This window comes from Pseudomonas fragi (genome assembly GCF_900105835.1).
GTDB classification, from domain to species: Bacteria; Pseudomonadota; Gammaproteobacteria; order Pseudomonadales; family Pseudomonadaceae; genus Aquipseudomonas; species Aquipseudomonas fragi.
On sequence record NZ_LT629783.1, the window covers coordinates 3,093,280 to 3,120,000 of the forward strand.

The window sequence follows — 26,721 nt, forward strand, 5'->3', positions numbered from 1 at the left end:
TCATCACCCTAAAGCACGGTTTTCTTTGAACCTCAGTGCTCTGCTGAACCTGCTCCAGGAGAATAGAGCTCCATGTAGCCTCCGTTGAACAGGAGGTTGCGCGAAGGCCGCAAAGCAAACTCATTGCAGGGCCCAGAGCGCTATTTATGACTAAGCCCTTCCACCGACCTCACCACGGATAATTAGCTTTAGTTCAATCGAAGTCAGGCACAGAGGCCGTATGCACTAGAGGTCGAGGTGGACCTTCGTTGGCAATTGAGCTATTTCTAACCTATGCCTCATTAGCCTCAATTATATGTTTCGCTCGTTCGTAAAGCTCATCATAGGTGATGATTTCAGGCTGAACTGTATTTCGACGAAATAGCTCAAAGCTCCTTAATTGCTCACGGTTGACCCCGTGCTCACCGATCAGCTGTTCGAGAGAACCAACGACTACAAACGCTTTGGGTGAGAAATTGAAAATCTCTTCGTCCGTGGGATACCCATCGTCATCGGTCAGTCGAACAGCGCCCATTAAAGTCTGGGCGGCAAAGGCTACGGTGCCCTGCACTTGACAAACAGCTCCGGCGAGCTCATCAGAAGGCGCCCAGCACCCCGCTCGATAACTCTTTGTTTTCAACAGCAGTGTTTTATGCGTTTTTATCTCAACGAAGCATAAACTCGAGGCCCGAGCCCTAGTTTTGAGAAGCGCATCAACTCTTTTGCCGGGCTGCGCAACATCGTTGCCTTTAACCACTTGCTCCAACCTTTTGTTGTCCAGCCCAGTGGTATATATGTAGCTAAGACCGTAGCCAAAAATCCATGCGTTTTTCTCAAAAAACTGCTGCCAAAGACCTTCCGCCGTACAACCCTTGCTGCTTTTTAACCTCTGAAAATATTCTTCATCCTCGAGTAATCTCCGAAAGACCCCCAACTGCTTTTTTCGATAGCCTATGGCTACAACGTCCTGCTTGGTGAGCGAGTGTTTGACTATCTCTGAGATAAGATCCTCGTTCTCTTTGACCATCCGTTCGGCTTGAGGTGAAGTCAGAACAATGCGCCTCAGCTCATCATCAGTGATGTTTATCTGGCTACCATTTTCAAAAGCGACAGCCTGGATGTTGGCCAGAAACTCACAAAACTTACCTATCTCCTCCCCAACAAATGAGAAACCCGATCCGTACGGTTGACCAGTACCGGAGCTAAACTTTTGCACAGTCAAAACACGGACTCGTCGGTCGTCCTCCAAAAACTTTGCTGTTATGTAGGTGGCAGCATCTGGTTTGTGACGAACAACGGTTTCATCTCTCTCACGAACATATTCATAACCATCTGCCGATGGCAGCACCTTAGACGCGATGCGCAGAAGTCGTGTTTTGTCCCCAAAGGACTGGAGGGCGGGACTGATGTAGGTCTTTCCTGGCTTCGGATTCTGGTAGCTGTCCATACGTCGATCTCCCTGGGTTGATCCGATCGTATGTCGCTTAGCCCTTTGCATCAAGATGAAGCCTGTGACGTCCTGAAACAGCAGTCAAAGCTACTATTGCTGCGCTGAAGGCAGGCCTATTGCGGGTGAGGTAAAAGCCCTGAGTTTTTTTGCACGACAGCCGTAAGCTTCTAAGAGAGGCTCCTGGTAGAAAAACAAAGTCAAAAGAGCGTTTGCCATCACGAGTGAGGGTGAAATACTCTGGATACCAGAGACATCAACCAGTCCCACGAAGGTGTGACACTGCCCCTCCTAAGCTGTCTTCAAGACCCCAAAAACTTGGTGCTTCGCCGGTCGTGGGTTCGAATCCCGCCTGGTGCACCATTCTTCTTTCCCTTGTCCAAGGGAATCGCGTCAAATCCCTGTATCCCAAAGCATTTTTGCCTCTCATCGAGTACCCGGTGAGCGATCGCACGCCTGTATTTTGAGCTTTTGCGGGTAAAACGCAGATCAGGTTAAATTTTCTATGGGCAACTGACGAAAGGCTGGTTACTATACGCGGCGTTTCGCGGAGAGCTGGCCGAGTGGCCGAAGGCGCTCCCCTGCTAAGGGAGTACACCTCAAAAGGGTGTCGGGGGTTCGAATCCCCCGTTCTCCGCCATTATTTGTGGCACCTGAATGCGTTCCCTTGTTCAAGGGAACCGCGTTTTCCCCCCTTAAAATCAAACCCGATGTGCATATGCGCAGGGCTTTTTCGCGTCTGCAGAAAGCTGTGGGAGCGGGCTTGCCCGCGATTCAGGCGGGCGGTCGTCCTGTCAGACCGCGTTGATGCCATCGCGGGCAAGCCACGCTCCCACACCGCTATAACCCAATGCTCCCCCCCACAAGAGCCGTTGCACCCGCGCACGCAATCGTTAATGATACGGCTTCTCATTAACACCCGAGCCCATGCTCCATGACCCCGCCTTCCCCCTCCAGCCTGCTGGCCAGTTTTCAGGAGCATTACGACGACCTGTTGTCGTTCCTGACCCGGCGCCTGCGTGACCGACATCGGGCGGCGGATGTGGCGCAGGAAACCTGGATCAAGCTGGCGAAAATCGACCCCAGGACGGTCACGGTACTTAATGACCGGCACTTTATTTTCAAGGTGGCGGGCAATCTGGCCATTGATGCCTTGCGCGTGGACCAACGCCAGACCCGTAACCTGAGTGCCGAGCCGCCATCGCTGGAAATCGCCGACCCCGGGCTGCCGCCCGAAGGCCTGCTGCTGGCCACCGAGCGTATCGGCATCCTCGACGACGCCCTGCAACAGCTGTCGCCCAATGCCCGCCAGGCGTTGCTGCTGAGTCGTATCGACGGCATGACCCAGGCGCAGATCGCCGTCGAACTGGGCGTGTCGCCAAGTATGGTGGCAAAATATATCGGCCAGGCCTTGCGCCACTGCCGTGACTGGCTCAAACACAACCATGCCTGAGCTTGCCGTGATGCTTTCTACGCCTACCCCTGAAGATCTCGACGATCAGGCCATCGACTGGCAGACGCTGCTGCACTCGGGCACAGCCACGGCCCGTCAGCGCCTGGACTACCAGCGCTGGCAACAGTTGAGCCCGGCGCACAAAAACGCCGCCCAGGAGGCCGAAGCGCTGTGGGCGGATATCGGCCTTACCGCCAGCGCCGAGCAACATCGCGCAAGGCCGCGCCGCCGGGCTTATCGCTGGGCCAGCGGGCTGGCGGCGGGGCTGGTGCTGGCCGTACTCGGGTATGGCGCTACGGACTATGTACCCAGCTGGTCCGACACTCATCACACCGGGGTCGGTCAGCGCCAGCAATGGCTGTTGAGCGATGGCACGCGGGTCACGCTCAATAGCGCGACGGCGCTATCGGTGGATTTCACCGGCACTCAGCGCAGCGTCACCTTGCGCAAGGGCGAAGCTCTGTTCGAGCTGGCCGATGACCCGTCGCGCCCCTTTGTTGTCCAGGCCGGGCAAGACCGCGTGGCGGCTAAAAACGGGGTCTTCAGCGTGCGTCGCGATGCGGGGCAGACTCGCATCCTGGTCGCCTCCGGCGCGGCGCAAGTGCAGCACCAGGCGCAAACCCTGGAGCTGCAACCCAACCAGCAGGCGCTGTACCAAGCAGGCCAGGCTGTCGCTGAGCGCCAGCAGGTCGATGCCAATGCCCTCACTGCCTGGCAGCGCGGCAAGCTGATCTTCAACCGCAAGCCCCTGCAGGAGGTCCTGGCCGAGCTGGAGCGCTATCAATACGGGCGCATCGTGCTGCCCGATGCCACCCTCGGCGCGATGCAGATCAGCGGCGTGTTCGACCTCAATGATCCGCAGAACCTGCTGCACACGCTGGAGCAGCGTTACGGCCTCAACATCACCTATCTGCCGTTTGTGGCGTGGGTCCACTGAAAATAATTTCACACAGCCACTGCAAGATCCTCTCGGGCATATCGTCGTAGTAAGACCAGGAACGAATCCGTTCCCATTCGCGATATAAAAACCCGGACAAGGATCAAACACGCAATGGTCGAGCACGTCAAAAAGCCACGCGGCGCACACCTCAACGAACAGCGACTGCGCCAGGTACTTGTGGCCACAACCTTGCTGGCCAGCCTGGGCGGCACGCTGCACGCCAGTGCCCAGGCAGCGTCTGCGACCGCCCCCGGTGCCTCTGTAAGCGCCCGCCAGGTCAGCCTGGACGTCCCGGCCCAGGAACTCGACCAGGCCCTTACCCAATTTGCCGACCAGGCCGATCTGCATCTGCTGTTCACCTCTGCCGAAGTGGCCGGGCTACACAGCCCGGGGCTCAAAGGGCAGATGAGCATTGAACAGGCACTGCACACCCTGCTGGAAGGCAGCGGCCTGGACTGGCAATTCAGCGATGCCCGCACCGTCATCTTGCGCAAACCTCAAGCCCCCGCGCAGAGCCTGCAACTCAAGGCCCTGGAAGTCAGCGTCGGCGCCCGTACCAGCACCGCCATCAGTGAAATCCCGGGCACCGTGTGGGTGGTCGACCAGGTGCAGTTGCAGGAGCAACTGGACACCGGTGTCACCCTCAAGGAAGCCATCGGCAAACTGGTGCCGGGGCTCGACCTGGCACCCGAAGGGCGCAGCAACTACGGCCAGAACATGCGCGGGCGCAACGTGCTGGTGATGATCGACGGCGTCAGCCAGAACAGCTCGCGGGGGCTGTCGCGCCAGTTCGACAGCATCTCGCCGTTCAACGTCGAACGGGTCGAAGTGTTGTCCGGCGCCAGCGCGCTATACGGCGGCGGCGCCACAGGCGGGATCATCAATATCGTGACCAAAAAGGGCACGCCCGGCCCCGCGCAATTCGAGACCGAGCTGTCGGCCACCAGCGGTTTCAACAACAGCGACGACCTCTCCAGCCGCATTTCGCAATCAGTCAGCGGCGGCACAGATCGGGTCTATGGTCGCCTGGGGATTTCCGGCGAACAGAACGAAGCCTTTTACGATGGCAAGGGCGATCAGGTGTTTATCGACAACACCCAGACCGACCTGCAATACAACCGCACCCTCGACCTGATGGGCAGCCTGGCGATCAAGCTCGATGACGTGCAGGACCTGGACTTGCTGGCTCAGTACTACGATTCGGGCAATAACGGCAGCGTCGGCATCTACTTCCCCAACCTGCACGACAAGGCGCCGTCCAACCTCGAAGACGCCGAGATCCGCAGCGGCTACGACACCGACCTGGAGCCGCGTTCCAAGCGCCTGCTGTTCAACGCCAACTATCACCACGCCGACTTGCTGGGCCAGGACTTCTACTTGCAGGGCTCGTACCGCAAGGAAGACAACAATTTCTATCCGTTCCCGTACTACAACGCCGGTAAACCGCAGGGTTCCAAGGGCGTGTACTTCGCCGCTTCGCAGCAAAACTTCGAGGTCACCAGCCTCAAGGCACTGTTTGCCAAGCAATGGGACAGCCTGAAGCTGACCTATGGCGTGGACCTTGACCGCGAGCGCTTCAACGCCGAGCAAAGCGTGTTCGATTCGGCCATCTCGTCCGAAAGCGGCGGCCTGGACCTGGTCACCCAAAGCAAAGCCCCGCGCTACCCAAGTTACCGGGTTGATGGGCATTCGGCCTACGCCCAGCTTGACTGGAAACTTACCGATGCCCTGACCCTGTCTGGCGGCGCGCGGCGACAACAAATGGACGTCGATGTCGGTGTGTTCAAGGGCATTGCCGGTGGCAGCAATGATTACGCGGTCAACCTGTTCAACCTCGGTGCCATCTACGACTTTAAAAATGGCCATCAAACCTGGGTCAACTACAGCGAAGGCTTTGATTTGCCGGACCCGGCCAAGTACTACGGCAAGGCGGGCCTGAGCGTCAAAGACAACCCGCTGGCCGGGATCAAGAGCCGTCAGGTCGAGACCGGCTGGCGTTTTGCAGATGTGGATTGGGACGCGCAGGCGGCGATTTATTACATCTGGTCGGACAAGGTCATCACCACGGACGCTGCCACGCTGACCATTGATGTAACCGACAAGAAAAGCCGCGACTTTGGCTTTGAAGGCGCGCTGACCCGTCACTTCAATAACGGTTGGGACGCAGGCGGCACCTTGCATCTGGTGCGTTCAGAGGAAGAGGACGCGCAAGGCGACTGGATGAAACGTGACGCTCGTTATGCGTCATTGTCCAAGTCCACCGCGTTTGTGGGCTGGCACGGTGACGGGCGCAATGTGCGCTTGCAGGGTAACCATGCCTTTACACTTAAAGACGATTCCGACCACAAGATCAGCGGTTACACCACGTTCGACTTGATGGGCAGCCAGGAGACTGAATTCGGCACGTTCAGCGCCGGTATCCAGAACCTGCTGGACAAGGAGTACAGCACCGTCTGGGGCCAGCGTGCGGCGCTGTTCTACTCGCCGACCTACGGCCCGGAGTATCTGTATGACTATCAGGGCCGTGGCCGCACTTACACCATGACCTGGTCATTGGCGTACTGAGGACTGTGGGAGCGGGCTTGCTCGCGATTGGAGCAATGCGGTTTACCTGAAAAACCGTAGCGCCTGCATCGCGAGCAAGCCCGCTCCCACATGGGCCATTACTGGCTGGCCACACCACCAAAGCGGGTGCTCATTGCCGTGATGAAGTCTTCAAGGCTCATTTTCTGGCCATTGAGATCCACCTGGCCATCCGCGTAATTGAGCGAGGCCAGGATGTTGCTGCCCTCCACTTTGGCCAGCCCGGTCTGCACCGCCATCACACCCGCCATTTCGCTGTTCATGCTGGCCATCTTGGCAATGGCTTGCGGGTCGGTCTGGCCCACCAGTTGTGCCTGCACTGCCGACAAATCAGCAATCATCGGCTTGGACAGCAGCAGCTTGGCCTCAAGCGCGGTCAGCATCTGCTTGGTGACCTCAACCGGCGGCTGCTCAAATGAAGTCGGTTTGGCCAAGCCCATCGCAACGCTGAGCTGGCTTTCGCCATTGGCGGTCTTGATGGTGAATTTCTCTAGCGCCAGCTGCGGTTTGGAGGCCAGTATCTTTTCCACCTGAAGCTGCATCTGCACTTGCTCCGCCGGGGTCAGCGGGGTTTGCGGCAAAGTGCCCTCGGCCTGGGGCTGGAACTTGTTCTGATAAATCTGCAGCAGCGCCTGCATGGCCGGGATATCCAGGCTGTTGGCGGTCAGGACCATTTGCGCACTGCCCACCGGTTTACCGTCCAGGGTGACATCACCCACGTTGTAGGACAGCCGCCCGGACATCAGGTTGCCATTAGCAGAAGCAGAATCCGCGTACTCGAAGCTCTTGAGCTTGATCACCGATTGCTTCACGCCATAGGTCAACTGGCCTTCACTCAGCGCCATCACGCTCTGCCCGAGATAGAAGCCAAAGTCGGTTTTCTTCAGGTCACTGGCCAGGGTCAGGCCATTGAGCTCGACCGTTACCGGCGGGTTCTCAATCGTGATTGCATTGAGCTTGAGGTGGTCCATGTAGCCTTTGGCCTTGAGGTTCTGGCCGTCGGCATCGGTCTGGGCCTGCATGGTCATGCCCGAGAAACTCAAGGTCGAGTGCTCGTCCAGCTGGGTCTGCAGGGCCGTCAGCTCCATATGACCGTCAATCGAGCGGTCGTAACCCAGGGTGACCTGGCCTTTGAGCGGGGTCTGATCCTTGGTGGCGGCAAACCATTTTTCGCTAAATGGGGTTTTTTCCAGCGAATAATTGCTGACCGCCATCACCGGCATCCACTTGAACGTCTTGATACGCGACCACGGCAACGGGCCATGCTCGATATTATCGACAAACAGCAATTCCACCGGCTGTGCATCCGCGCCGGCCTTGTCGTCCTGGAGCTTGAGACGATAGTGCGCGGTGCTGCTGTAGAGGTTGCGCTCAATGGAAACCAGCTCAATAGTGCCGTGTGTGGTCGTGCCTTGCAGTTGCTTGGCCAGCTCCTGGTTGGTCTGTGCAATCGACGTCTGCAGCACGCCCTCGATTTTGCTGCCGGTGTACCACGCGCCAGCGGTGTTCAGCGCCCCGGCGACAACAACGATCCCTACCAGCACAGCTAATGGTTTATTCATCAATTGACCCGTTCAATGTCCGTTGTGTTGAAAGTAAAGCGGTCTTTGCCAAGCCCTTCATGGGCCGAAAAGTACAAGCAGGTTAACACCGGCAACAGAACTGACGCTGCTCTTGCGTCACACCGCCTTCATGCCGGTTGGGCGTAACGCCGGTCAATTTCGTCGAGTTGATGGTCGAAACTCTTGAGGCTGGCACTCCAGGTGTACACCAGCACTTCCAGATCATGGTCTATGCAGGTTTCTCCTACAGAATTAAAAGAAACGTCTGAGTAATCTAGCTGGTAACGCTCACGCGCCATCGCTGCCGCCACATCAGCAAGTTCACGCGCAGTTTCGAGCCATTGGCGGTCATCGGAGGGCAACGCCTTGTCGAGTTTCAGGCACTGGATTTTCAGGGCTTCGAGGCTTTTTTCCAGCGGGGTACCGGTGAGTTCGCCCATGAACTCCTGAAAGGTGCGGCCCGGCTGCCAGTAACTGCCCCAGAAATAGCGGTCAAATACCGTCTCTACCCGGCGCAGGGCGACCTTGGTATCCCAGATCAGCACACGGGTCTGGCCCTGGTTGATCTGGCGCTTCTTGATTTGCCGGGTTTGCACTGAGGCGCAGGCCACCACTGCTATGGCCATCACGGCGATCAGTGCGCTGGCGCTGTCGAGGAAGATCAACGCCTTGTCGATCTGGTGCGCCAGCATGATGCCGTAGAAATAGGTAGCCGAGAGCAGCACCAATGCGGCCACTGCACACCAGAAACCGGGAGCGTAAGGGTTTTTCATTATTAGTATCCCCATCAGGCAGGGTCTGCACGATGAGGAGGGCTACAGACCGCAAACGCCCTGAACCATCGTTCTGATACCGATAATTCAGAGCATAGCAACGCTCTCAGGGTTTGGCGTTTGCCGCAGCTTGCGTTCGTCCACTTTCCCAGCCACCACCCAGGGCCAGGAACAGGTCGATCTGGCTCATGGCGACCTGAGTATTGGCTGCCGACAATTGCGCGCGCATGTCGGTGTAGGTGCGGGTCGCCTGCAAGTCGGCCAGAAACGACTCGCGCCCGGCCTGGAAGAACTGATGGGTCTGGTCGGCCGCCGTTTTGGCCGACGCCTCGGCTTCAGCCAGTGCTTCGCGGCGCTGCAACAAGGCGGTGTATTGCACCAGGCTGGTCTGGGTTTCGCGGATGGCGTTGAGCACCACACCGTCGAATTTGGCCAATGCCCCCTGGGTAACAGCCTCGGCTTCACGGATGCGCGCCCGCGAGCCGTTGGTCGGAATTGTCCAGCTCAACATCGGGCCGAAGCCCCAGCGGTTGGTAGGGGCCGTACCCAGATTGTCGATAATCCCCACCGTGCCAATGCTGGCACCGATGCTGATGTCCGGGTACAGCGAGCCTGTGGCTACGCCGATTTCGGCGGTGGCTGCAGCCAGATGGCGCTCGGCCTGACGCACGTCGGGGCGGCGCTTGAGCAGCGCTGCGCCGTCACCCACCGGCAACAGCTGGGCGATATGCGGCAGCTCGGCGCAGGTGGCAACACCGGCGGGGAGTTGATCCAGCGGCCTGGCCAGCAACATAGACAAACGGAACAGGCCGGACTGGCGCATGGCCTCGTAGCGCGGCAATTCTGCGCGCAACGACTTGAACTGGGTTTCAGAACGGGTGACCTGGGTTTCATCACCGCGCCCGGCGTCACGCAGGCGCTGGGTCAGGCTGGTGCTTTGCGCTTGCAGCTTGAGGGACTCTTCAGCGATATGGTGCTCTTCATTGGCGGCGCAGACCTGGGTGTAGGCCCGCACCACATCCGCCACCAGGGTGATGCGTGCAGTATCCGCCGCGGCCTGGGTCGCATCGGCGTTGGCCTGCGCGGCTTCGATCCCGCGCTGCAAGGTGCCCCACAAGTCGAACTGGTACGAGGTACTGATACCCAGATCACCGACATTGGCTACCGGTACCTTATCGGCCAGCAGAAAGGCTTCGCCGGACTCTTGCAAGCGCTGGGCGCCCGCCTTGACCGAGCCACTCCAGCCCCCGGCCGATTGCGCCTGCTCCACCTGGGCCCGGGCCCGCGACAGGTTCGCCGCAGCGACCCGCAAATCTGTGTTGGAGGCCAGCGCCTGACGCACCAGCTCGTTGAGCTTGGGGTCCTGATAGAGCTTCCACCAGTCATCGGGGACCGGCGCGGACACCACATTGGCGCCCTCGCCCGCCAATTGGCCCTGCAAGTCGGGGCGCTGCATGGCCGCGTCCTTGGGCAACTGGTAATCGGGGCCCAGCAACTGGCAGCCCGACAACAGCAGACCCAGCCCTACGGCTGCCAGGCGAACGGCTTTCATTGCGCGCGCTCCGGGGCAGGCTGGGCTTTGGCCGAGTCTTCGATAATGGACACGGTCGCGGTGCGCCCGGCGATCATGCGAAAGTCTTCAGGCACGTCGTCAAACACGATACGCACCGGAATCCGTTGCGCCAGCCGCACCCAGCTGAACGCCGGGTTGACATTGGGCAGCAGGTTCTGGCCGCTGGTGCGGTCACGGTCTTCGATACCCGCCACGATGCTTTCGACATGCCCGCGCAAACGTGCATTGTCGCCAATCACGCGGATATCGACGCTTTGGCCGACATGGATGCCATCCAGCTTGGTTTCTTCAAAATAGCCATCGATATGGAACGAGCTGCTGTCGACAATCGACAGCACCGGCCGCCCTGCGGTGACGAACTCATTGACCCGTGGAGCCCGGTCGTTGACGTAGCCATCGACCGGGCTGCGCACCACGGTGCGGTCCAGATTGAGCTGGGCGCTGTCCACGGCCACTTGGGCCTCAATCAGTGCGGCCTGGGCACGCAGCTCACGGGACTGGCTTTCTTCGAGCTGTTCACGGGCCACCAGGTTACCCAGGCCCTTGTTACGGCGGCTTTCACGCTGAGCCTGGGCCAGGGTTTCCTTGCGGTCGGCCACGGTGGCCTCGGCCTGACGCAGTGCCAGCTTGAAGCGTTCCTGGTCAATCACAAACAGCACCTGATCACGGCTGACGGGCTGGTTGTCACGCACATCCACCTGCTTGATCAGGCCCGACACGTCGGGGGCGATTTGCACAATGTCGGCGCGGATATGGGCATCACGGGTCCAGGGAGCAAACATGTAATACATGGTCATGCGCCAGACCACGACGCAGGCAAACGTCACCACCAGCAAGGTGAGAACGACACGGCCCAGGGTCAGTAAAGGTTTTTTCATGTCATCAGATATCGACTGAACGAATCCACAACGCCGAGTAACAGAGCGTAGAGACCGACGTTGAACAAAGCCCGGTGCCAGACCAGACGGTAAAAGTGCACACGGGTAAGTAATCCGTGAACCACCAGAAACAACAAGTAGGTAATGCCCATCAATACCAGAAGCGTGGGCAGGAAGACCCCGCTGATATCTACGTCACCAATCATAGCGGCGCTCCATCAATGCCCTGGACCCGGGGATGTGGCAGGTCGTCGTTATCGACGATAAATTCAACGCCGGGCAGCAGGGCCAGGCGCAGGCCGCTGAGGGCGTGCAGCAGATGCACCCGGGCCTCGCCTTCGTCTTGCAGGTCATTGGCGTTGAGGGCGCGACGGGTGCGGTCCATGGTCATCTGCAGGCCCATTGGCATTGGCAAACGCTCACCCGCCTTGAGACAGGCACAAAAGTAGTCGCCCACATCACTGACCACCTGGCGCAGTAACAGTTGCGGCCCGCCCGTGACCCGGGGCGCATAAGCCAGCAGGTCGAGCAGGTTGAGCGCCACTCGCAAGTCACGCAGGGCGCTGCCCGTGTCCTGCCCGGTCAAGGCCAGGCGCGGCAAGTGCTGCATCAGGCGGTCGAGCATTTGCGCGCCCATCTGCCGGTGCTCGGCCAGGGTGGCGGGCTGGGTCAGGCTGACAATGTCACGCCAGCTGAAACGGGTCAGGCGCTTGGCCGCCAGCTCGGCACCGAAGGGGCGTGCGATCAGGGTCCAGACGAAGGCAAACAGCAGGCCGACAGGCCCTGCCAGGTTGGCATTCATAAACACCATGAAGTCCGCGTCGTAAGCGCCCTGGATGCTGATAAACGAGGCGGTGTTGACGATGGTCAGCAAGGTGCCCAGATAAAAACGCGGCTGTACGGTCAGGGTGCCCACGCAGATAAACGGCACCGCAAACGCCAGCACCAGCATCGGGAAGTCGTGCAGGTTGGGCAGGATCACAAACAGATACAGACTGGCGAACAGCACCGACAGCGAAGTCCAGAAAAAGAACCGGTAGATCTGCGGCGCCGGGTCATCCATTGCGGCAAAGAAGCTACAAGCCACGGCGGCCAGAATCACCGCACTGGCGCCATCGGTCCAGCCAAGCAGGATCCACAGCACCGAGGCGACAACAATTGCGGTGACGGTTGAGAACGCCGAATAAAGCATCAGCCCGCGATCGAGAAACGGCGTCAACCGGCCCAGGCGCCAATGCCGGTAGACCGCACGCCAGACCTCACGGTTACCGGTGGAGATGGCTTCCTGCAGGCTGCGGCAGTCTTGCCACAGATCGATCCATTCACCCAGCCGGTACAGCACGTTGGAAAGCACCAGTTGGCGGCGATCATCCAGGGCGGCGGCGCTGGGCTGCAATGCTTCGAGCTCATGGCGCAGGGCTTGCCACTGCTGGACCGGCGCGCCATCGCGGGTGTTTTCAAGCCAGGCCCTGGCGTGATCAAGCAACGGCGTGACCTTGTCCAGCAGCTCCGGGGCGCGGCGCTCCAGGGCATAGAGCGCGTCATCCAGAGCATCGACCACCGGCAGCAGGTGGATCATGCGCCCGCGCAGTTCCTTGGTATTGCGCACGGTCTGCGGGTGCGCGCCTTCATGGGGCAACTGGCCAATCATCATTTCAAGGCTGTTGAACGTGGTGACCATCGACGAACGCAGGCCGCTGACTGTGCTCGGCTCAATATCGCGGGCCAGGTAGTGCTTGCTGTAATTGCTTGCATCGGCAAACCACTTGGCGGCTGCGTCAATAAACACCGGGGTCAGGCGTCGGGGCCAGAACATGCTGCCGACCACGGCGGCGCAGACGATGCCAAGCATGATTTCTTCGGTACGCGACACGGCGATATCAAAGACATTCAGCGGGTTATCCACAATCGGCAAGGCGATCATGGGCATGGTGTAGCCGGCCAGCATGAACACATAACTGTTGGCGGTGCGCAGGTGCAGCGACAGAAACAGCAAAATGCCGGTCCACAGGGCGATCACCAGCACCAGTAAAAAGGGTGTCTGTACAAACAGCGGCACAAAAAACACTGCCGCTGCAGCCCCTATCAGCGTGCCCAGGGCACGGTACACGGCCTTGGAGCTGGTAGGCCCGACAAAGGGGCTGGAGACGATATAGACCGTGGCCATTGCCCAGTAAGGACGGGGCATTTCCATTAGCAGGGCGATATACAGCGCGATCATCGATGCGGCGAAGGTGCGCACCCCGTAGAACCAGTCACGCGCAGGCGGCATGCTGCTGAAAAAACCGTTCAAGAGGCAGCTCCGTCAGGCAATTGTCCGGCCGCTTCAAAGGCTTTGATCACACGCAATGCCGCTTCCTGGTCAGCCACCGGGATATCGGCCAGAGCGGCCCTTCTCAGTTGTACCAGCTGGGCCTCAATCGATTGCACCAGAGCACGCCCGGTGTCAGTCAGGCTCAGGGTTTTGGCACGTCGGTCGCTGGCATCTTCACAGCGGCGCACATAACCGGCCTTGCACAGTTGATCAAGCAAGCGCACCAGCGACGGGCTTTCCATCCCGGCAGCATGGGCCACGGTGACTTGCCGCACCCCCTCACCCAGGCGGCCGATAATCAGCAGCGGCATGGCGCAGGCTTCGGAAATACCGTAGTTGACCAGCGTGGCCTGGCAGACACGACGCCAATGGCGAGTCGCAACCACCATGCCGGTGCTGATGCTCATTTGCAGTGGATCGAGAGTGTCAGGCAAGGGGCGTCACATAAAGTTAGTTTGCTAACTATTAATATTGCTCGGCCAGAGGATCACAGTCAAGTGTTGCTATTTATTTCTGCTTACCTGCGATCGGTTTTTGCCGCAGCATCAGGTTCAACTGGTCGACGACTTCTGCCCAGTCAGCGTCTTCAAGATGCTCTTCGCGCAAAAAAGCCGCTTGGGCGGGCGTCCAGAAAAAAGCATCTTCAAGCTTGAGGTCCGGCTTGAGTGGCGAGTGGGTGGTGACAAATTTTTCGATATCTTCCGGGCTGGACGGCAGGCCCAGCTGTTTGAACAAGGATGGCAGGCTATGGGTGGGCTTTTGCATCGAGTTGACTCCATTCAGGTTCAGCGCCGCATTCGGCACCGGGGCAGGTCAAATATAGACGAGCCTGCGTGTCATCGACGCTCAGGTCCCGTGCTTTGTGCCAGGCCACGGGGATTGAACTGAAATCATCCGGCTGCACTTTGCTGCTAATCAGCCAGACGCGGCCCGGGCCGGGCGGCAGGTCGCTCAAGCGGTCGACATAGATTGTTTGACCGTGGCCATTCACTAACGTGCCAAACCCATAATCATTCGGGCGCCCGGATGTGCCATCCTCCAGAGGCGGCGTGTAGAGCATGGGCTCGAATCCGGTCTTGTTGTAGTAAACGAAGCTGAAGTACCAGAACAGGTCACTGACCACGATACGGTCACCGGGCTTGAACTGCTGGTTCACATGCTCGACCAGACGATCGAAATGATCGGCATCGCTACTGAAATTACTGCGCAGCCCCACGGCCTCGGTGCCGATAAACAAGGCCAGGATTGCGATGGCCAGCGCCCGCTTGTGCGTAAGCAGACGGTCCACCGCAATGGCAACCAGCAGCGGCAAACCCAGCGCGGCAAACATCACATAGCGTTCGATAAACAGCGGCGAAGCAAAAGACACCGCGTAAATCGCCAGAATCGGCAGCAGGGTGTAGATCACGATCAGGCTGGTGAACTTGTGCGGGGTCGCATCGCGCAGCGCCATCCATACCATGCTGCCCAGCAGTGCCAGCGGTGGCAGCCAGAACAACGGCCAAGGCAGGCTATCACCCTCATCCTGAGTCAATAACTGCCACAGCATGGCCGGCAAGGAGCGGGCATCCACCGCGGGCTCCCAGCCCACATCACCGCCACTCTTGAGTTCAGCCATGTGCTGCAGCAAATCCACCAGCCCCGGCAGCCAGGGCAGGAACAACAGCACAATGGCGACGTTGGCCAGCCACCAGGCAGGACGCTTGATCAGCCACCGGGTAGCGCGGCCACAGAGCAGCAGGTAGAGCCAATGGGCGATCACACAGAATGCGGTGAAGTAGTGGGTGTAGAAGGCCGCGGCCATCAGCAGGGTATAAATGAGCGGATAACGGTATGAATGCGGTGCCTTGATCCAGTACACCAGGGCAATCGTGGCGGCGATCAGCCATACCCCCAGCAACGCATACATCCTCACTTCCTGGCTGTAGCGCACGGCGGTGGGCAATAACGCCAGCAGCAAGCCCGCCAGCAACGCCGCCCTTTGCGTGGCGACCAACCGCACAAGCCACATACCCAACATGACCGTCACAATACCGGGCAACACACTCAGGGAACGAATCGAGGCAAGGCTGTCACCGAACATCGCCATCCAGCCGTGCAACAGCATGAAGTACAACGGTGGGTGAACATCATGGGACGCATGCGACCAGATTTCGGCCAGCGGGTAGGCGCTCAGCATCAGGCTCGAACCTTCGTCGCACCAGATCGCAGAGGCCGTAAAGCCGTAAAACCGTACCCCCGCAGCCAACAGCAAAATACACCACAGCCACGGCTGGCGGACCAGGCGAGCCACTGCGTTATGGGACGATTCAGGCAGTTGCAGCCGCAGTTCACCCATATCGTTATTGCTGAGTACGCCCATCCTTCACCTGCTGTGCATTGGCGCTGCGACGTGGGCAGCACTGAGTCCGGCGATTGTAGGGCACAGCTCCTGGTAAAAGGGAGCGCGGTGGTGAGCCTTGATCAAGAAAGATAGTGGCACGGTGCAATCTCTTATCTCACAGTCACGCTAAACTATAGGCAACAAGGTTTGACAGGGATTGGGTCAGTACCTAACTTGAATTGGATCCAAACAAGCGTGCTGATCTTTCGGCGTAGGTAGTTACAACGTGGCCGTCAAAAATAACCCTCTAAACAGCATAGTTGTATCTGACCCCATACCTGCCCATTTGGCACGGTCAGTGATCGAAGAGACGTTGCGTAACGCCATCCTTGATGGCCGCCTGCCTTGCGGTACAGCCATTCGCCAGGAAGCATTGGCACAGCTGTTTGGCGTCAGCCGCATGCCTGTTCGTGAGGCACTACGCCAGCTGGAAGCTCAAGGTTTGTTGCAGGTTGTGCAGTACAAGGGAGCCGTTGTTGCCCCTTTGATTGAAGACGACTCGCTGGAAACCTACGAACTGCGCCAGTTACTCGAAGCCCAGGCACTGCGCCTGTCAGTACCGCTGTTAAGCAACGAAGATTTCGAAGAGGCCGAGGGCTATATCGAAGCGCTGGAAGTAGAAACAGACTTCGGCAAGATCGGCACACTCAATCGGCAATTTCACCAGGCACTTTACGGCAAGGCCCAGAATAAAAAGCTGCTGGCACTCATTGAAGCCGGGCTTATTGAAGAAGAGCGCTTCCTGCGCTTTAACCTTGAGCAGATGAACCTGGGCAAGCTGTGCCAGGACGATCACCGGGCATTACTGCGCCATGCCCGGGCCAACGATGTCGAAGCCTGTATTGCAGAGCTGCAATTGCATCTACAGCGCGGGGTAAAGGCTATTACCTATTATCTGGATACCCTGAAAGCAAAACAGGCCTGACGTTTTAAACGCCAGGCCTGTGGATAACTCGTTACAGCCGTTCGAGCCTCAAATCTTGAAGCTGTCGACCAATTGCTTGAGGCGACTGGCCTGCTGCGACAGCGCATCGCAATCTTTAAGGGTTTCGTTGAGGTTGACCACACCTTGCTGGTTGAGCAGGTTGATCTGGTTGATATCCACATTGAGGGTTTCAACCACGGCGGTTTGTTCCTCGGTGGCAGCTGCAACCGACTGGTTCATACCGTCGATTTCTTCGATACGCTGGGTCACGCTGATCAAACGGGCACCCGCCTGATTCGCCACCTCGACACTTTCCTCGCTGGACACCTGGCTCGCATTCATGGTGCTGACCGCTTCGCGAGAGCCTACTTGCAGCGAGGTAATCATTTTGTGGATCTCCTCAGCCGACTCCTGAGTGCGATGGGCGAGGTTGCGCACCTCATCCGCCACCACGGCAAAGCCGCGGCCCGCTTCACCCGCACGCGCGGCCTCAATGGCTGCGTTGAGGGCCAGCAGGTTGGTCTGCTGAGAGATGCCTTTGATCACATCCAGGATGTGGCCAATATTATCGGTGCTGGCATTCAGGGTTTCGATCTGCTCACACGACAGGCTGATCTTCTGCGAAAGCTCGGTCATGGCCTCAATCGTCTGCTCAACCACCTTGCGCCCATCATCAGCCTGCTCACTGGCACCACTGGCATGCTGCGAAGCGTCGGCGGCATTGCGGGCGATTTCCTGAGTAGCCGCACCCAGTTCGTTAATAGCAGCCGCCACGCTGTTGGTGCGCGCACTCTGCTCATCCGAACCAATAATGGAAGCGTTGGACGATGCCATCACCCGCTGGGACAAGTCGTGAACCTGGCGAGTAGCCGATGACACTTCGCTGATGGATGCGTGAATACGTTCCACAAACTGGTTGAATGAACTGGCCAGCTCGCCAAATTCATCCTTGTGCTCGATCACCAGCCGGCGCGTCAGATCGCCTTCACCCTGAGCAATATCCTGCATTGCACGGCCCATCGTTGTCAGTGGGCGCATCAATACACGAATCAGCATGCTCAGCAGCAGGGCGATCGCGGCCACCGCAATAAACATCGCAATCAACGCAGAGGTACGGAATTTCGACAGAGGGGCATAAGCCTTTTCCTTGTCGATCGACTGACCGATATACCAGTCTGCAGAAGGCAAGCCCGTGACCGGAGTAAAAGACATGATCCGCTCCTGGCCATTGAGCGTTACTTGCTGAATACCCTTCTCAATATGCAGAGCGCTGGACGGATAAATATCCTTGAGGTTTTTCATCACCTGATCCTTGTCCGGGCTGACGATGACCTGACCATCGCTGCTCACCAGAAAGGCGTAACCCAGACCTCCGGAATCCACCGAGTTAATGATCTTGACCAGGCTGTCCAGGCTTAGGTCGCCACCCACCACACCCAACAACTCCCCGTTTTTTTTGACGGGCATGGCGATAGTCACAATCAGGCCACCCACCGCTGCCTTATAGGGCGGTGTCAGCATGGTCTGGCCGGCGTTCACCGCTTGCTTGTACCAAGGCCGCTCGCGGGGGTCGTAGCCTGCTGGCATGGTCGCGTCAGGGCGCTGGGTAAACACGCCATTGGCCTGCCCAACGTAGGTGAACTGGAAATTGGAGGTGAACGCCGGTTGATCCACCAGGCCTGGCAGATCGGCCTGGTTACCCTGGTGTGCAACGCTTTGAGCGAGGCTCTCCAGTACCAGAATGCGGCCACTGAGCCAGTTCTGCACGCTGCTGGCTGTGAGATTGCCGGCCTGCTGCACCGAGGACTCGATGTTTTGCTTGATCGTGTCGCGCTGCAGGTAGTCGTTGTACAAGGTGAATAACGCAAACGCCAGAACCACGACGCCTGAAGCGGCCAGAAGGATTTTATGGCTGAACTTGAGATTCATAGCATGGGACTTCTTATGCCAAAAGGTGGGATGCGTATGTGATGTACAGCCTTTTCACGGCTCTGCTCACACGCATTGCTCAACAGTCTGTCGGCACCAGTCGCGCAATACTTAGCCGCGTTTAGTTGAAAAATGTTTAATCCGACGAAAGCGCAGGGATGGCTTTTGGCATCGTGCTGGGGAGGGGCAGGAGAATGGTGGGGCGCAGGGGATTTACGACCCGCAAAAACAAAACCCCTGTCTGCGTTAGCAGACAGGGGTTTCGGAATTCAATCTTGACGATGACCTACTCTCACATGGGGAAACCCCACACTACCATCGGCGATGCATCGTTTCACTACTGAGTTCGGGATGGGATCAGGTGGTTCCAATGCTCTATGGTCGTCAAGAAATTCTGTGGCAGATCCGTTATCAAAACGTGCCTGCGAAAACTTGGGACTTCTATAAAAACAAAATCCCCGTCTGTGCGAGCAGACAGGGATTTTGGAATTTAATCTTGACGATGACCTACTCTCACATGGGGAAACCCCACACTACCATCGGCGATGCATCGTTTCACTACTGAGTTCGGGATGGGATCAGGTGGTTCCAATGCTCTATGGTCGTCAAGAAATTCGGTAGCCAGGTCGTTTGCCTTGCGGCGCACGCTCCAGCGAATGGGTATGTAATAGATTTGGTGTTTTGTGAACCGCAAACTTTCGGTTTGTATAGTCTTCACACACCGCAACTTGCTTCTAAGCAAATTGCTTGGGTGTTATATGGTCAAGCCTCACGGGCAATTAGTATTGGTTAGCTCAACGCCTCACAGCGCTTACACACCCAACCTATCAACGTCGTAGTCTTCGACGGCCCTTTAGGGAACTCAAGGTTCCAGTGAGATCTCATCTTGAGGCAAGTTTCCCGCTTAGATGCTTTCAGCGGTTATCTTTCCCGAACATAGCTACCCGGCAATGCCACTGGCGTGACAACCGGAACACCAGAGGTTCGTCCACTCCGGTCCTCTCGTACTAGGAGCAGCCCCTCTCAAATCTCAAACGTCCACGGCAGATAGGGACCGAACTGTCTCACGACGTTCTAAACCCAGCTCGCGTACCACTTTAAATGGCGAACAGCCATACCCTTGGGACCGGCTTCAGCCCCAGGATGTGATGAGCCGACATCGAGGTGCCAAACACCGCCGTCGATATGAACTCTTGGGCGGTATCAGCCTGTTATCCCCGGAGTACCTTTTATCCGTTGAGCGATGGCCCTTCCATACAGAACCACCGGATCACTAAGACCTACTTTCGTACCTGCTCGACGTGTCTGTCTCGCAGTCAAGCGCGCTTTTGCCTTTATACTCTACGACCGATTTCCGACCGGTCTGAGCGCACCTTCGTACTCCTCCGTTACTCTTTAGGAGGAGACCGCCCCAGTCAAACTACCCACCATACACTGTCCTCGATCCGGATAACGGACCTGAGTTAGAACCTCAAAGTTGCCAGGGTGGTATTTCAAGGTTGGCTCCACGCAAACTGGCGTTCACGCTTCAAAGCCTCCCACCTATCCTACACAAGCAAATTCAAAGTCCAGTGCAAAGCTATAGTAAAGGTTCACGGGGTCTTTCCGTCTAGCCGCGGATACACTGCATCTTCACAGCGATTTCAATTTCACTGAGTCTCGGGTGGAGACAGCGCCGCCATCGTTACGCCATTCGTGCAGGTCGGAACTTACCCGACAAGGAATTTCGCTACCTTAGGACCGTTATAGTTACGGCCGCCGTTTACCGGGGCTTCGATCAAGAGCTTCGCGTTAGCTAACCCCATCAATTAACCTTCCGGCACCGGGCAGGCGTCACACCCTATACGTCCACTTTCGTGTTTGCAGAGTGCTGTGTTTTTAATAAACAGTCGCAGCGGCCTGGTATCTTCGACCGACAGGGGCTTACGCAGTAAATGCTTCACCTCCATCGGCGCACCTTCTCCCGAAGTTACGGTGCCATTTTGCCTAGTTCCTTCACCCGAGTTCTCTCAAGCGCCTTGGTATTCTCTACCCAACCACCTGTGTCGGTTTGGGGTACGGTTCCTGGTTACCTGAAGCTTAGAAGCTTTTCTTGGAAGCATGGCATCAACCACTTCGTGTTCTAAAAGAACACTCGTCATCAGCTCTCGGCCTTAGAATCCCGGATTTACCTAAGATTCCAGCCTACCACCTTAAACTTGGACAACCAACGCCAAGCTGGCCTAGCCTTCTCCGTCCCTCCATCGCAATAACCAGAAGTACAGGAATATTAACCTGTTTTCCATCGACTACGCTTTTCAGCCTCGCCTTAGGGACCGACTAACCCTGCGTCGATTAACGTTGCGCAGGAAACCTTGGTCTTTCGGCGTGGGTGTTTTTCACACCCATTATCGTTACTCATGTCAGCATTCGCACTTCTGATACCTCCAGCAAGCTTCTCAACTCACCTTCACAGGCTTACAGAACGCTCCTCTACCGCATCATCCTAAGATGATACCCGTAGCTTCGGTGTATGGTTTGAGCCCCGTTAAATCTTCCGCGCAGGCCGACTCGACTAGTGAGCTATTACGCTTTCTTTAAAGGGTGGCTGCTTCTAAGCCAACCTCCTAGCTGTCTAAGCCTTCCCACATCGTTTCCCACTTAACCATAACTTTGGGACCTTAGCTGACGGTCTGGGTTGTTTCCCTTTTCACGACGGACGTTAGCACCCGCCGTGTGTCTCCCATGCTCGGCACTTGTAGGTATTCGGAGTTTGCATCGGTTTGGTAAGCCGGGATGGCCCCCTAGCCGAAACAGTGCTCTACCCCCTACAGTGATACATGAGGCGCTACCTAAATAGCTTTCGAGGAGAACCAGCTATCTCCGAGCTTGATTAGCCTTTCACTCCGATCCACAGGTCATCCGCTAACTTTTCAACGGTAGTCGGTTCGGTCCTCCAGTTAGTGTTACCCAACCTTCAACCTGCCCATGGATAGATCGCCCGGTTTCGGGTCTATTCCCAGCGACTAGACGCCCTATTAAGACTCGCTTTCGCTACGCCTCCCCTATTCGGTTAAGCTTGCCACTGAAAATAAGTCGCTGACCCATTATACAAAAGGTACGCAGTCACCCAACAAAGTAGGCTCCCACTGCTTGTACGCATACGGTTTCAGGATCTATTTCACTCCCCTCTCCGGGGTTCTTTTCGCCTTTCCCTCACGGTACTAGTTCACTATCGGTCAGTCAGTAGTATTTAGCCTTGGAGGATGGTCCCCCCATATTCAGACAAAGTTTCTCGTGCTCCGTCCTACTCGATTTCACTGTAAAGATGTTTTCGCGTACAGGGCTATCACCCACTATGGCCGCACTTTCCAGAGCGTTCCGCTAACATCAATACAGCTTAAGGGCTGGTCCCCGTTCGCTCGCCACTACTAAGGGAATCTCGGTTGATTTCTTTTCCTCAGGGTACTTAGATGTTTCAGTTCCCCTGGTTCGCTTCTTAAGCCTATGTATTCAGCTTAAGATACCTAACTTATGTTAGGTGGGTTCCCCCATTCAGACATCTCCGGATCAAAGTCTGTTTGCCGACTCCCCGAAGCTTTTCGCAGGCTACCACGTCTTTCATCGCCTCTGACTGCCAAGGCATCCACCGTATGCGCTTCTTCACTTGACCATATAACCCCAAGCAATCTGGTTATACTATGAAGACGACATTCGCCGAAAATTTGCTTTCAATCACAAATTTTACCTTAGCCTGAATAAACACCAGTGAAAGTGCTATCCAGTCTAACTTTCTATTACATACCCAAATTTTTAAAGAACGATCTAATCAAAAGATCAGAAATCAACATTCACCACCATCTGATGGAATGCTCATTTCTAAGCTTTACGATAAAGAAGCAGTAATGGTGGAGCCAAACGGGATCGAACCGTTGACCTCCTGCGTGCAAGGCAGGCGCTCTCCCAGCTGAGCTATGGCCCCATATTTCTACAGGTGCTTCCAAACAAAATTGGTGGGTCTGGGCAGATTCGAACTGCCGACCTCACCCTTATCAGGGGTGCGCTCTAACCAACTGAGCTACAGACCCAATTTTGGTCTACTTCTATCGTCTTCTTCAATGAATCAAGCAATTCGTGTGGGAACTTATGGAGCAGCTGATGTCGTCGATTAAGGAGGTGATCCAGCCGCAGGTTCCCCTACGGCTACCTTGTTACGACTTCACCCCAGTCATGAATCACACCGTGGTAACCGTCCTCCCGAAGGTTAGACTAGCTACTTCTGGTGCAACCCACTCCCATGGTGTGACGGGCGGTGTGTACAAGGCCCGGGAACGTATTCACCGTGACATTCTGATTCACGATTACTAGCGATTCCGACTTCACGCAGTCGAGTTGCAGACTGCGATCCGGACTACGATCGGTTTTATGGGATTAGCTCCACCTCGCGGCTTGGCAACCCTTTGTACCGACCATTGTAGCACGTGTGTAGCCCAGGCCGTAAGGGCCATGATGACTTGACGTCATCCCCACCTTCCTCCGGTTTGTCACCGGCAGTCTCCTTAGAGTGCCCACCATTACGTGCTGGTAACTAAGGACAAGGGTTGCGCTCGTTACGGGACTTAACCCAACATCTCACGACACGAGCTGACGACAGCCATGCAGCACCTGTCTCAATGTTCCCGAAGGCACCAATCCATCTCTGGAAAGTTCATTGGATGTCAAGGCCTGGTAAGGTTCTTCGCGTTGCTTCGAATTAAACCACATGCTCCACCGCTTGTGCGGGCCCCCGTCAATTCATTTGAGTTTTAACCTTGCGGCCGTACTCCCCAGGCGGTCAACTTAATGCGTTAGCTGCGCCACTAAGAGTTCAAGACTCCCAACGGCTAGTTGACATCGTTTACGGCGTGGACTACCAGGGTATCTAATCCTGTTTGCTCCCCACGCTTTCGCACCTCAGTGTCAGTATCAGTCCAGGTAGTCGCCTTCGCCACTGGTGTTCCTTCCTATATCTACGCATTTCACCGCTACACAGGAAATTCCACTACCCTCTACCATACTCTAGCTTGCCAGTTTTGGATGCAGTTCCCAGGTTGAGCCCGGGGATTTCACATTCAACTTAACAAACCACCTACGCGCGCTTTACGCCCAGTAATTCCGATTAACGCTTGCACCCTCTGTATTACCGCGGCTGCTGGCACAGAGTTAGCCGGTGCTTATTCTGTCGGTAACGTCAAGACACCAACGTATTAGGTTAATGCCCTTCCTCCCAACTTAAAGTGCTTTACAATCCGAAGACCTTCTTCACACACGCGGCATGGCTGGATCAGGCTTTCGCCCATTGTCCAATATTCCCCACTGCTGCCTCCCGTAGGAGTCTGGACCGTGTCTCAGTTCCAGTGTGACTGATCATCCTCTCAGACCAGTTACGGATCGTAGCCTTGGTGAGCCATTACCTCACCAACTAGCTAATCCGACCTAGGCTCATCTGATAGCGCAAGGCCCGAAGGTCCCCTGCTTTCTCCCGTAGGACGTATGCGGTATTAGCGTCCGTTTCCGAACGTTATCCCCCACTATCAGGCAGATTCCTAGGTATTACTCACCCGTCCGCCGCTCTCAAGAGAAGCAAGCTTCTCTCTACCGCTCGACTTGCATGTGTTAGGCCTGCCGCCAGCGTTCAATCTGAGCCATGATCAAACTCTTCAGTTCAAACATCTTTGGGTTTTTAAGAAACCCTAAACTTGGCTCAGCAATCGTTGGTTACATCTTTGATTTCTCGCGGAGTAACTTGTGATGCTGATAATCTTGTTGACTATCAGTCTGACTCCACAAGCACCCACACGAATTGCTTGATTCAGTTGTTAAAGAGCGGTTGGTCAGCTTTCGCTGTACCGAGGCGCGCATTCTACAGCAGCCTCTGTTGCTGTCAAGCGGTTATTTTTGATGTTTTCAAAGTTTTGCTTAGAGAACTTCAACAACATCAACCACTTGCGCTTTCGATATCTCGTTAGCGGGAGGCGAATTCTACAGTGTTACACACTGCTGTCAACGCTTTATTTCCTGCTACGTTCAATCTATTGGTTAGCCAGGCAAATGGCCTGATTAACCGTACACGCTTTTTACAAAGCTTGTACTTATATAAAAACAAAAACCCTGTCTGCGTGAGCAGACAGGGTTTTTGGAATTTAATCTTGACGATGACCTACTCTCACATGGGGAAACCCCACACTACCATCGGCGATGCATCGTTTCACTACTGAGTTCGGGATGGGATCAGGTGGTTCCAATGCTCTATGGTCGTCAAGAAATTCGGTAGCCAGGTCGTTTGCCTAACGGCGCACGCTCCAGCGAATGGGTATGTAATAGTTGGTGTTTTGTGAACCGCAAACTTTCGGTTTGTATCGTCTTCACACACCGCAACTTGCTTCTAAGCAAATTGCTTGGGTGTTATATGGTCAAGCCTCACGGGCAATTAGTATTGGTTAGCTCAACGCCTCACAGCGCTTACACACCCAACCTATCAACGTCGTAGTCTTCGACGGCCCTTTAGGGAACTCAAGGTTCCAGTGAGATCTCATCTTGAGGCAAGTTTCCCGCTTAGATGCTTTCAGCGGTTATCTTTCCCGAACATAGCTACCCGGCAATGCCACTGGCGTGACAACCGGAACACCAGAGGTTCGTCCACTCCGGTCCTCTCGTACTAGGAGCAGCCCCTCTCAAATCTCAAACGTCCACGGCAGATAGGGACCGAACTGTCTCACGACGTTCTAAACCCAGCTCGCGTACCACTTTAAATGGCGAACAGCCATACCCTTGGGACCGGCTTCAGCCCCAGGATGTGATGAGCCGACATCGAGGTGCCAAACACCGCCGTCGATATGAACTCTTGGGCGGTATCAGCCTGTTATCCCCGGAGTACCTTTTATCCGTTGAGCGATGGCCCTTCCATACAGAACCACCGGATCACTAAGACCTACTTTCGTACCTGCTCGACGTGTCTGTCTCGCAGTCAAGCGCGCTTTTGCCTTTATACTCTACGACCGATTTCCGACCGGTCTGAGCGCACCTTCGTACTCCTCCGTTACTCTTTAGGAGGAGACCGCCCCAGTCAAACTACCCACCATACACTGTCCTCGATCCGGATAACGGACCTGAGTTAGAACCTCAAAGTTGCCAGGGTGGTATTTCAAGGTTGGCTCCACGCAAACTGGCGTTCACGCTTCAAAGCCTCCCACCTATCCTACACAAGCAAATTCAAAGTCCAGTGCAAAGCTATAGTAAAGGTTCACGGGGTCTTTCCGTCTAGCCGCGGATACACTGCATCTTCACAGCGATTTCAATTTCACTGAGTCTCGGGTGGAGACAGCGCCGCCATCGTTACGCCATTCGTGCAGGTCGGAACTTACCCGACAAGGAATTTCGCTACCTTAGGACCGTTATAGTTACGGCCGCCGTTTACCGGGGCTTCGATCAAGAGCTTCGCGTTAGCTAACCCCATCAATTAACCTTCCGGCACCGGGCAGGCGTCACACCCTATACGTCCACTTTCGTGTTTGCAGAGTGCTGTGTTTTTAATAAACAGTCGCAGCGGCCTGGTATCTTCGACCGACAGGGGCTTACGCAGTAAATGCTTCACCTCCATCGGCGCACCTTCTCCCGAAGTTACGGTGCCATTTTGCCTAGTTCCTTCACCCGAGTTCTCTCAAGCGCCTTGGTATTCTCTACCCAACCACCTGTGTCGGTTTGGGGTACGGTTCCTGGTTACCTGAAGCTTAGAAGCTTTTCTTGGAAGCATGGCATCAACCACTTCGTGTTCTAAAAGAACACTCGTCATCAGCTCTCGGCCTTAGAATCCCGGATTTACCTAAGATTCCAGCCTACCACCTTAAACTTGGACAACCAACGCCAAGCTGGCCTAGCCTTCTCCGTCCCTCCATCGCAATAACCAGAAGTACAGGAATATTAACCTGTTTTCCATCGACTACGCTTTTCAGCCTCGCCTTAGG

General features: G+C 56.2%; 15 protein-coding genes, 3 tRNA genes, 6 rRNA genes and 1 pseudogene (1 of these 25 only partly in view). 5 read left to right on the forward strand and 20 right to left on the reverse strand.

The annotated features are described in order from the left end of the window. Positions 1-271: 271 nt before the first annotated feature. On the reverse strand, positions 272-1,426 hold the full coding sequence (locus BLU25_RS14080; RefSeq protein ID WP_016782979.1) for a Shedu immune nuclease family protein: 1,155 nt from the start codon (positions 1,424-1,426) through the stop codon (positions 272-274). Between the two features lie 549 nt (positions 1,427-1,975). On the opposite strand from BLU25_RS14080, the gene BLU25_RS14085 reads away from it, so the two are divergent. The 4 genes from BLU25_RS14085 to BLU25_RS14100 all read left to right on the forward strand — a co-directional run bounded on the left by BLU25_RS14085 (position 1,976) and on the right by BLU25_RS14100 (position 6,384). Then, a tRNA-Ser gene (locus tag BLU25_RS14085) sits at positions 1,976-2,066 on the forward strand. A gap of 294 nt (positions 2,067-2,360) precedes the next feature. Next, positions 2,361-2,879: an RNA polymerase sigma factor gene (locus BLU25_RS14090; protein WP_029611667.1), complete on the forward strand. Its 519-nt coding sequence runs from the start codon at positions 2,361-2,363 to the stop codon at positions 2,877-2,879. Then, complete coding sequence (locus BLU25_RS14095) at positions 2,872-3,816, forward strand: FecR family protein (protein WP_050901298.1); 945 nt, start codon at positions 2,872-2,874, stop codon at positions 3,814-3,816. The genes BLU25_RS14090 and BLU25_RS14095 overlap by 8 nt, the downstream gene beginning before the upstream one ends. Positions 3,817-3,930: 114 nt before the next feature. Further along, on the forward strand, positions 3,931-6,384 hold the full coding sequence (locus BLU25_RS14100) for a TonB-dependent receptor (RefSeq protein ID WP_016782978.1): 2,454 nt from the start codon (positions 3,931-3,933) through the stop codon (positions 6,382-6,384). A 98-nt stretch (positions 6,385-6,482) separates the two neighbouring features. On the opposite strand, the gene BLU25_RS14105 is transcribed toward BLU25_RS14100, so the two are convergent. From BLU25_RS14105 to BLU25_RS14145, 9 genes are all read right to left on the reverse strand, one after another. Further along, positions 6,483-7,964: a YdgA family protein gene (locus BLU25_RS14105; protein ID WP_016782977.1), complete on the reverse strand. Its 1,482-nt coding sequence runs from the start codon at positions 7,962-7,964 to the stop codon at positions 6,483-6,485. A 128-nt stretch (positions 7,965-8,092) separates the two neighbouring features. Then, positions 8,093-8,737: a hypothetical protein gene (locus tag BLU25_RS14110; protein ID WP_029611664.1), complete on the reverse strand. Its 645-nt coding sequence runs from the start codon at positions 8,735-8,737 to the stop codon at positions 8,093-8,095. A gap of 106 nt (positions 8,738-8,843) precedes the next feature. Continuing rightward, positions 8,844-10,289, reverse strand: coding sequence for an efflux transporter outer membrane subunit (locus BLU25_RS14115; RefSeq protein ID WP_083369691.1), 1,446 nt, complete (start codon positions 10,287-10,289; stop codon positions 8,844-8,846). Continuing rightward, positions 10,286-11,188, reverse strand: coding sequence for an efflux RND transporter periplasmic adaptor subunit (locus BLU25_RS14120; RefSeq protein ID WP_016782974.1), 903 nt, complete (start codon positions 11,186-11,188; stop codon positions 10,286-10,288). Before BLU25_RS14120 ends, BLU25_RS14115 begins: the two co-directional genes overlap by 4 nt. Further along, complete coding sequence (locus BLU25_RS14125; RefSeq protein WP_016782973.1) at positions 11,185-11,394, reverse strand: DUF1656 domain-containing protein; 210 nt, start codon at positions 11,392-11,394, stop codon at positions 11,185-11,187. The genes BLU25_RS14120 and BLU25_RS14125 overlap by 4 nt, the downstream gene beginning before the upstream one ends. After that, positions 11,391-13,481, reverse strand: coding sequence for an FUSC family protein (locus BLU25_RS14130; RefSeq protein WP_016782971.1), 2,091 nt, complete (start codon positions 13,479-13,481; stop codon positions 11,391-11,393). The genes BLU25_RS14125 and BLU25_RS14130 overlap by 4 nt, the downstream gene beginning before the upstream one ends. After that, positions 13,478-13,909, reverse strand: coding sequence for a MarR family winged helix-turn-helix transcriptional regulator (locus BLU25_RS14135; RefSeq protein WP_016782970.1), 432 nt, complete (start codon positions 13,907-13,909; stop codon positions 13,478-13,480). The genes BLU25_RS14130 and BLU25_RS14135 overlap by 4 nt, the downstream gene beginning before the upstream one ends. Before the next feature lie 100 nt (positions 13,910-14,009). Further along, a complete protein-coding gene (locus BLU25_RS14140) occupies positions 14,010-14,267 on the reverse strand; it encodes a DUF2789 domain-containing protein (RefSeq protein ID WP_016782968.1) in 258 nt (85 codons plus the stop codon). After that, on the reverse strand, positions 14,248-15,864 hold the full coding sequence (locus tag BLU25_RS14145; protein WP_083369692.1) for a glycosyltransferase family 39 protein: 1,617 nt from the start codon (positions 15,862-15,864) through the stop codon (positions 14,248-14,250). The genes BLU25_RS14140 and BLU25_RS14145 overlap by 20 nt, the downstream gene beginning before the upstream one ends. 247 nt (positions 15,865-16,111) lie before the next feature. Here BLU25_RS14145 and BLU25_RS14150 point away from each other — a divergent pair, with 247 nt between their 5' ends. Beyond that, positions 16,112-16,810, forward strand: coding sequence for a GntR family transcriptional regulator (locus BLU25_RS14150; RefSeq protein WP_029611663.1), 699 nt, complete (start codon positions 16,112-16,114; stop codon positions 16,808-16,810). A gap of 48 nt (positions 16,811-16,858) precedes the next feature. Here the strand turns inward: BLU25_RS14150 and BLU25_RS23980 are convergent, their stop codons facing one another. From BLU25_RS23980 to BLU25_RS14200, 10 genes and pseudogenes are all read right to left on the reverse strand, one after another. After that, positions 16,859-17,644 carry a methyl-accepting chemotaxis protein gene (locus tag BLU25_RS23980; RefSeq protein ID WP_369782720.1) on the reverse strand — a complete coding sequence of 262 codons (786 nt, stop codon included), beginning with the start codon at positions 17,642-17,644 and terminating at the stop codon, positions 16,859-16,861. A gap of 117 nt (positions 17,645-17,761) precedes the next feature. Further along, positions 17,762-18,739, reverse strand: a pseudogene (locus BLU25_RS23985) (cache domain-containing protein); the annotation flags it as partial. Between the two features lie 273 nt (positions 18,740-19,012). Beyond that, positions 19,013-19,128 (reverse strand): 5S ribosomal RNA (gene rrf / locus BLU25_RS14160). A 105-nt stretch (positions 19,129-19,233) separates the two neighbouring features. Further along, a 5S ribosomal RNA gene (rrf, locus tag BLU25_RS14165) occupies positions 19,234-19,349 on the reverse strand. Between the two features lie 148 nt (positions 19,350-19,497). Beyond that, positions 19,498-22,391 (reverse strand): 23S ribosomal RNA (locus tag BLU25_RS14170). A 233-nt stretch (positions 22,392-22,624) separates the two neighbouring features. Beyond that, positions 22,625-22,700: transfer RNA gene (locus tag BLU25_RS14175), tRNA-Ala, on the reverse strand. Between the two features lie 29 nt (positions 22,701-22,729). Beyond that, positions 22,730-22,806, reverse strand: a tRNA-Ile gene (locus BLU25_RS14180). An 81-nt stretch (positions 22,807-22,887) separates the two neighbouring features. Then, positions 22,888-24,424, reverse strand: a 16S ribosomal RNA gene (locus BLU25_RS14185). A 480-nt stretch (positions 24,425-24,904) separates the two neighbouring features. Then, a 5S ribosomal RNA gene (rrf, locus tag BLU25_RS14195) occupies positions 24,905-25,020 on the reverse strand. 146 nt (positions 25,021-25,166) lie between these two features. Next, positions 25,167-26,721: ribosomal RNA gene (locus tag BLU25_RS14200) — 23S ribosomal RNA — on the reverse strand; it runs 1,339 nt beyond the window's last position. Together the 16S, 23S and 5S rRNA genes with 2 tRNA genes alongside form the textbook arrangement of a ribosomal RNA operon.

Coding starts and splice junctions, on each gene's coding strand:
- BLU25_RS14095 (WP_050901298.1), top strand. CDS start 2,872: ATGCCTGAGCTTGCCGTGATGCTTTCTACGCCTACCCCTGAAGATCTC.
- BLU25_RS14140 (WP_016782968.1), bottom strand. CDS start 14,267: ATGCAAAAGCCCACCCATAGCCTGCCATCCTTGTTCAAACAGCTGGGC.
- BLU25_RS23980 (WP_369782720.1), bottom strand. CDS start 17,644: ATGGCATCGTCCAACGCTTCCATTATTGGTTCGGATGAGCAGAGTGCG.
- BLU25_RS14105 (WP_016782977.1), bottom strand. CDS start 7,964: ATGAATAAACCATTAGCTGTGCTGGTAGGGATCGTTGTTGTCGCCGGG.
- BLU25_RS14115 (WP_083369691.1), bottom strand. CDS start 10,289: ATGAAAGCCGTTCGCCTGGCAGCCGTAGGGCTGGGTCTGCTGTTGTCG.
- BLU25_RS14110 (WP_029611664.1), bottom strand. CDS start 8,737: ATGAAAAACCCTTACGCTCCCGGTTTCTGGTGTGCAGTGGCCGCATTG.
- BLU25_RS14125 (WP_016782973.1), bottom strand. CDS start 11,394: ATGATTGGTGACGTAGATATCAGCGGGGTCTTCCTGCCCACGCTTCTG.
- BLU25_RS14120 (WP_016782974.1), bottom strand. CDS start 11,188: ATGAAAAAACCTTTACTGACCCTGGGCCGTGTCGTTCTCACCTTGCTG.
- BLU25_RS14135 (WP_016782970.1), bottom strand. CDS start 13,909: ATGAGCATCAGCACCGGCATGGTGGTTGCGACTCGCCATTGGCGTCGT.
- BLU25_RS14080 (WP_016782979.1), bottom strand. CDS start 1,426: ATGGACAGCTACCAGAATCCGAAGCCAGGAAAGACCTACATCAGTCCC.
- BLU25_RS14100 (WP_016782978.1), top strand. CDS start 3,931: ATGGTCGAGCACGTCAAAAAGCCACGCGGCGCACACCTCAACGAACAG.
- BLU25_RS14145 (WP_083369692.1), bottom strand. CDS start 15,864: ATGGGCGTACTCAGCAATAACGATATGGGTGAACTGCGGCTGCAACTG.
- BLU25_RS14090 (WP_029611667.1), top strand. CDS start 2,361: ATGACCCCGCCTTCCCCCTCCAGCCTGCTGGCCAGTTTTCAGGAGCAT.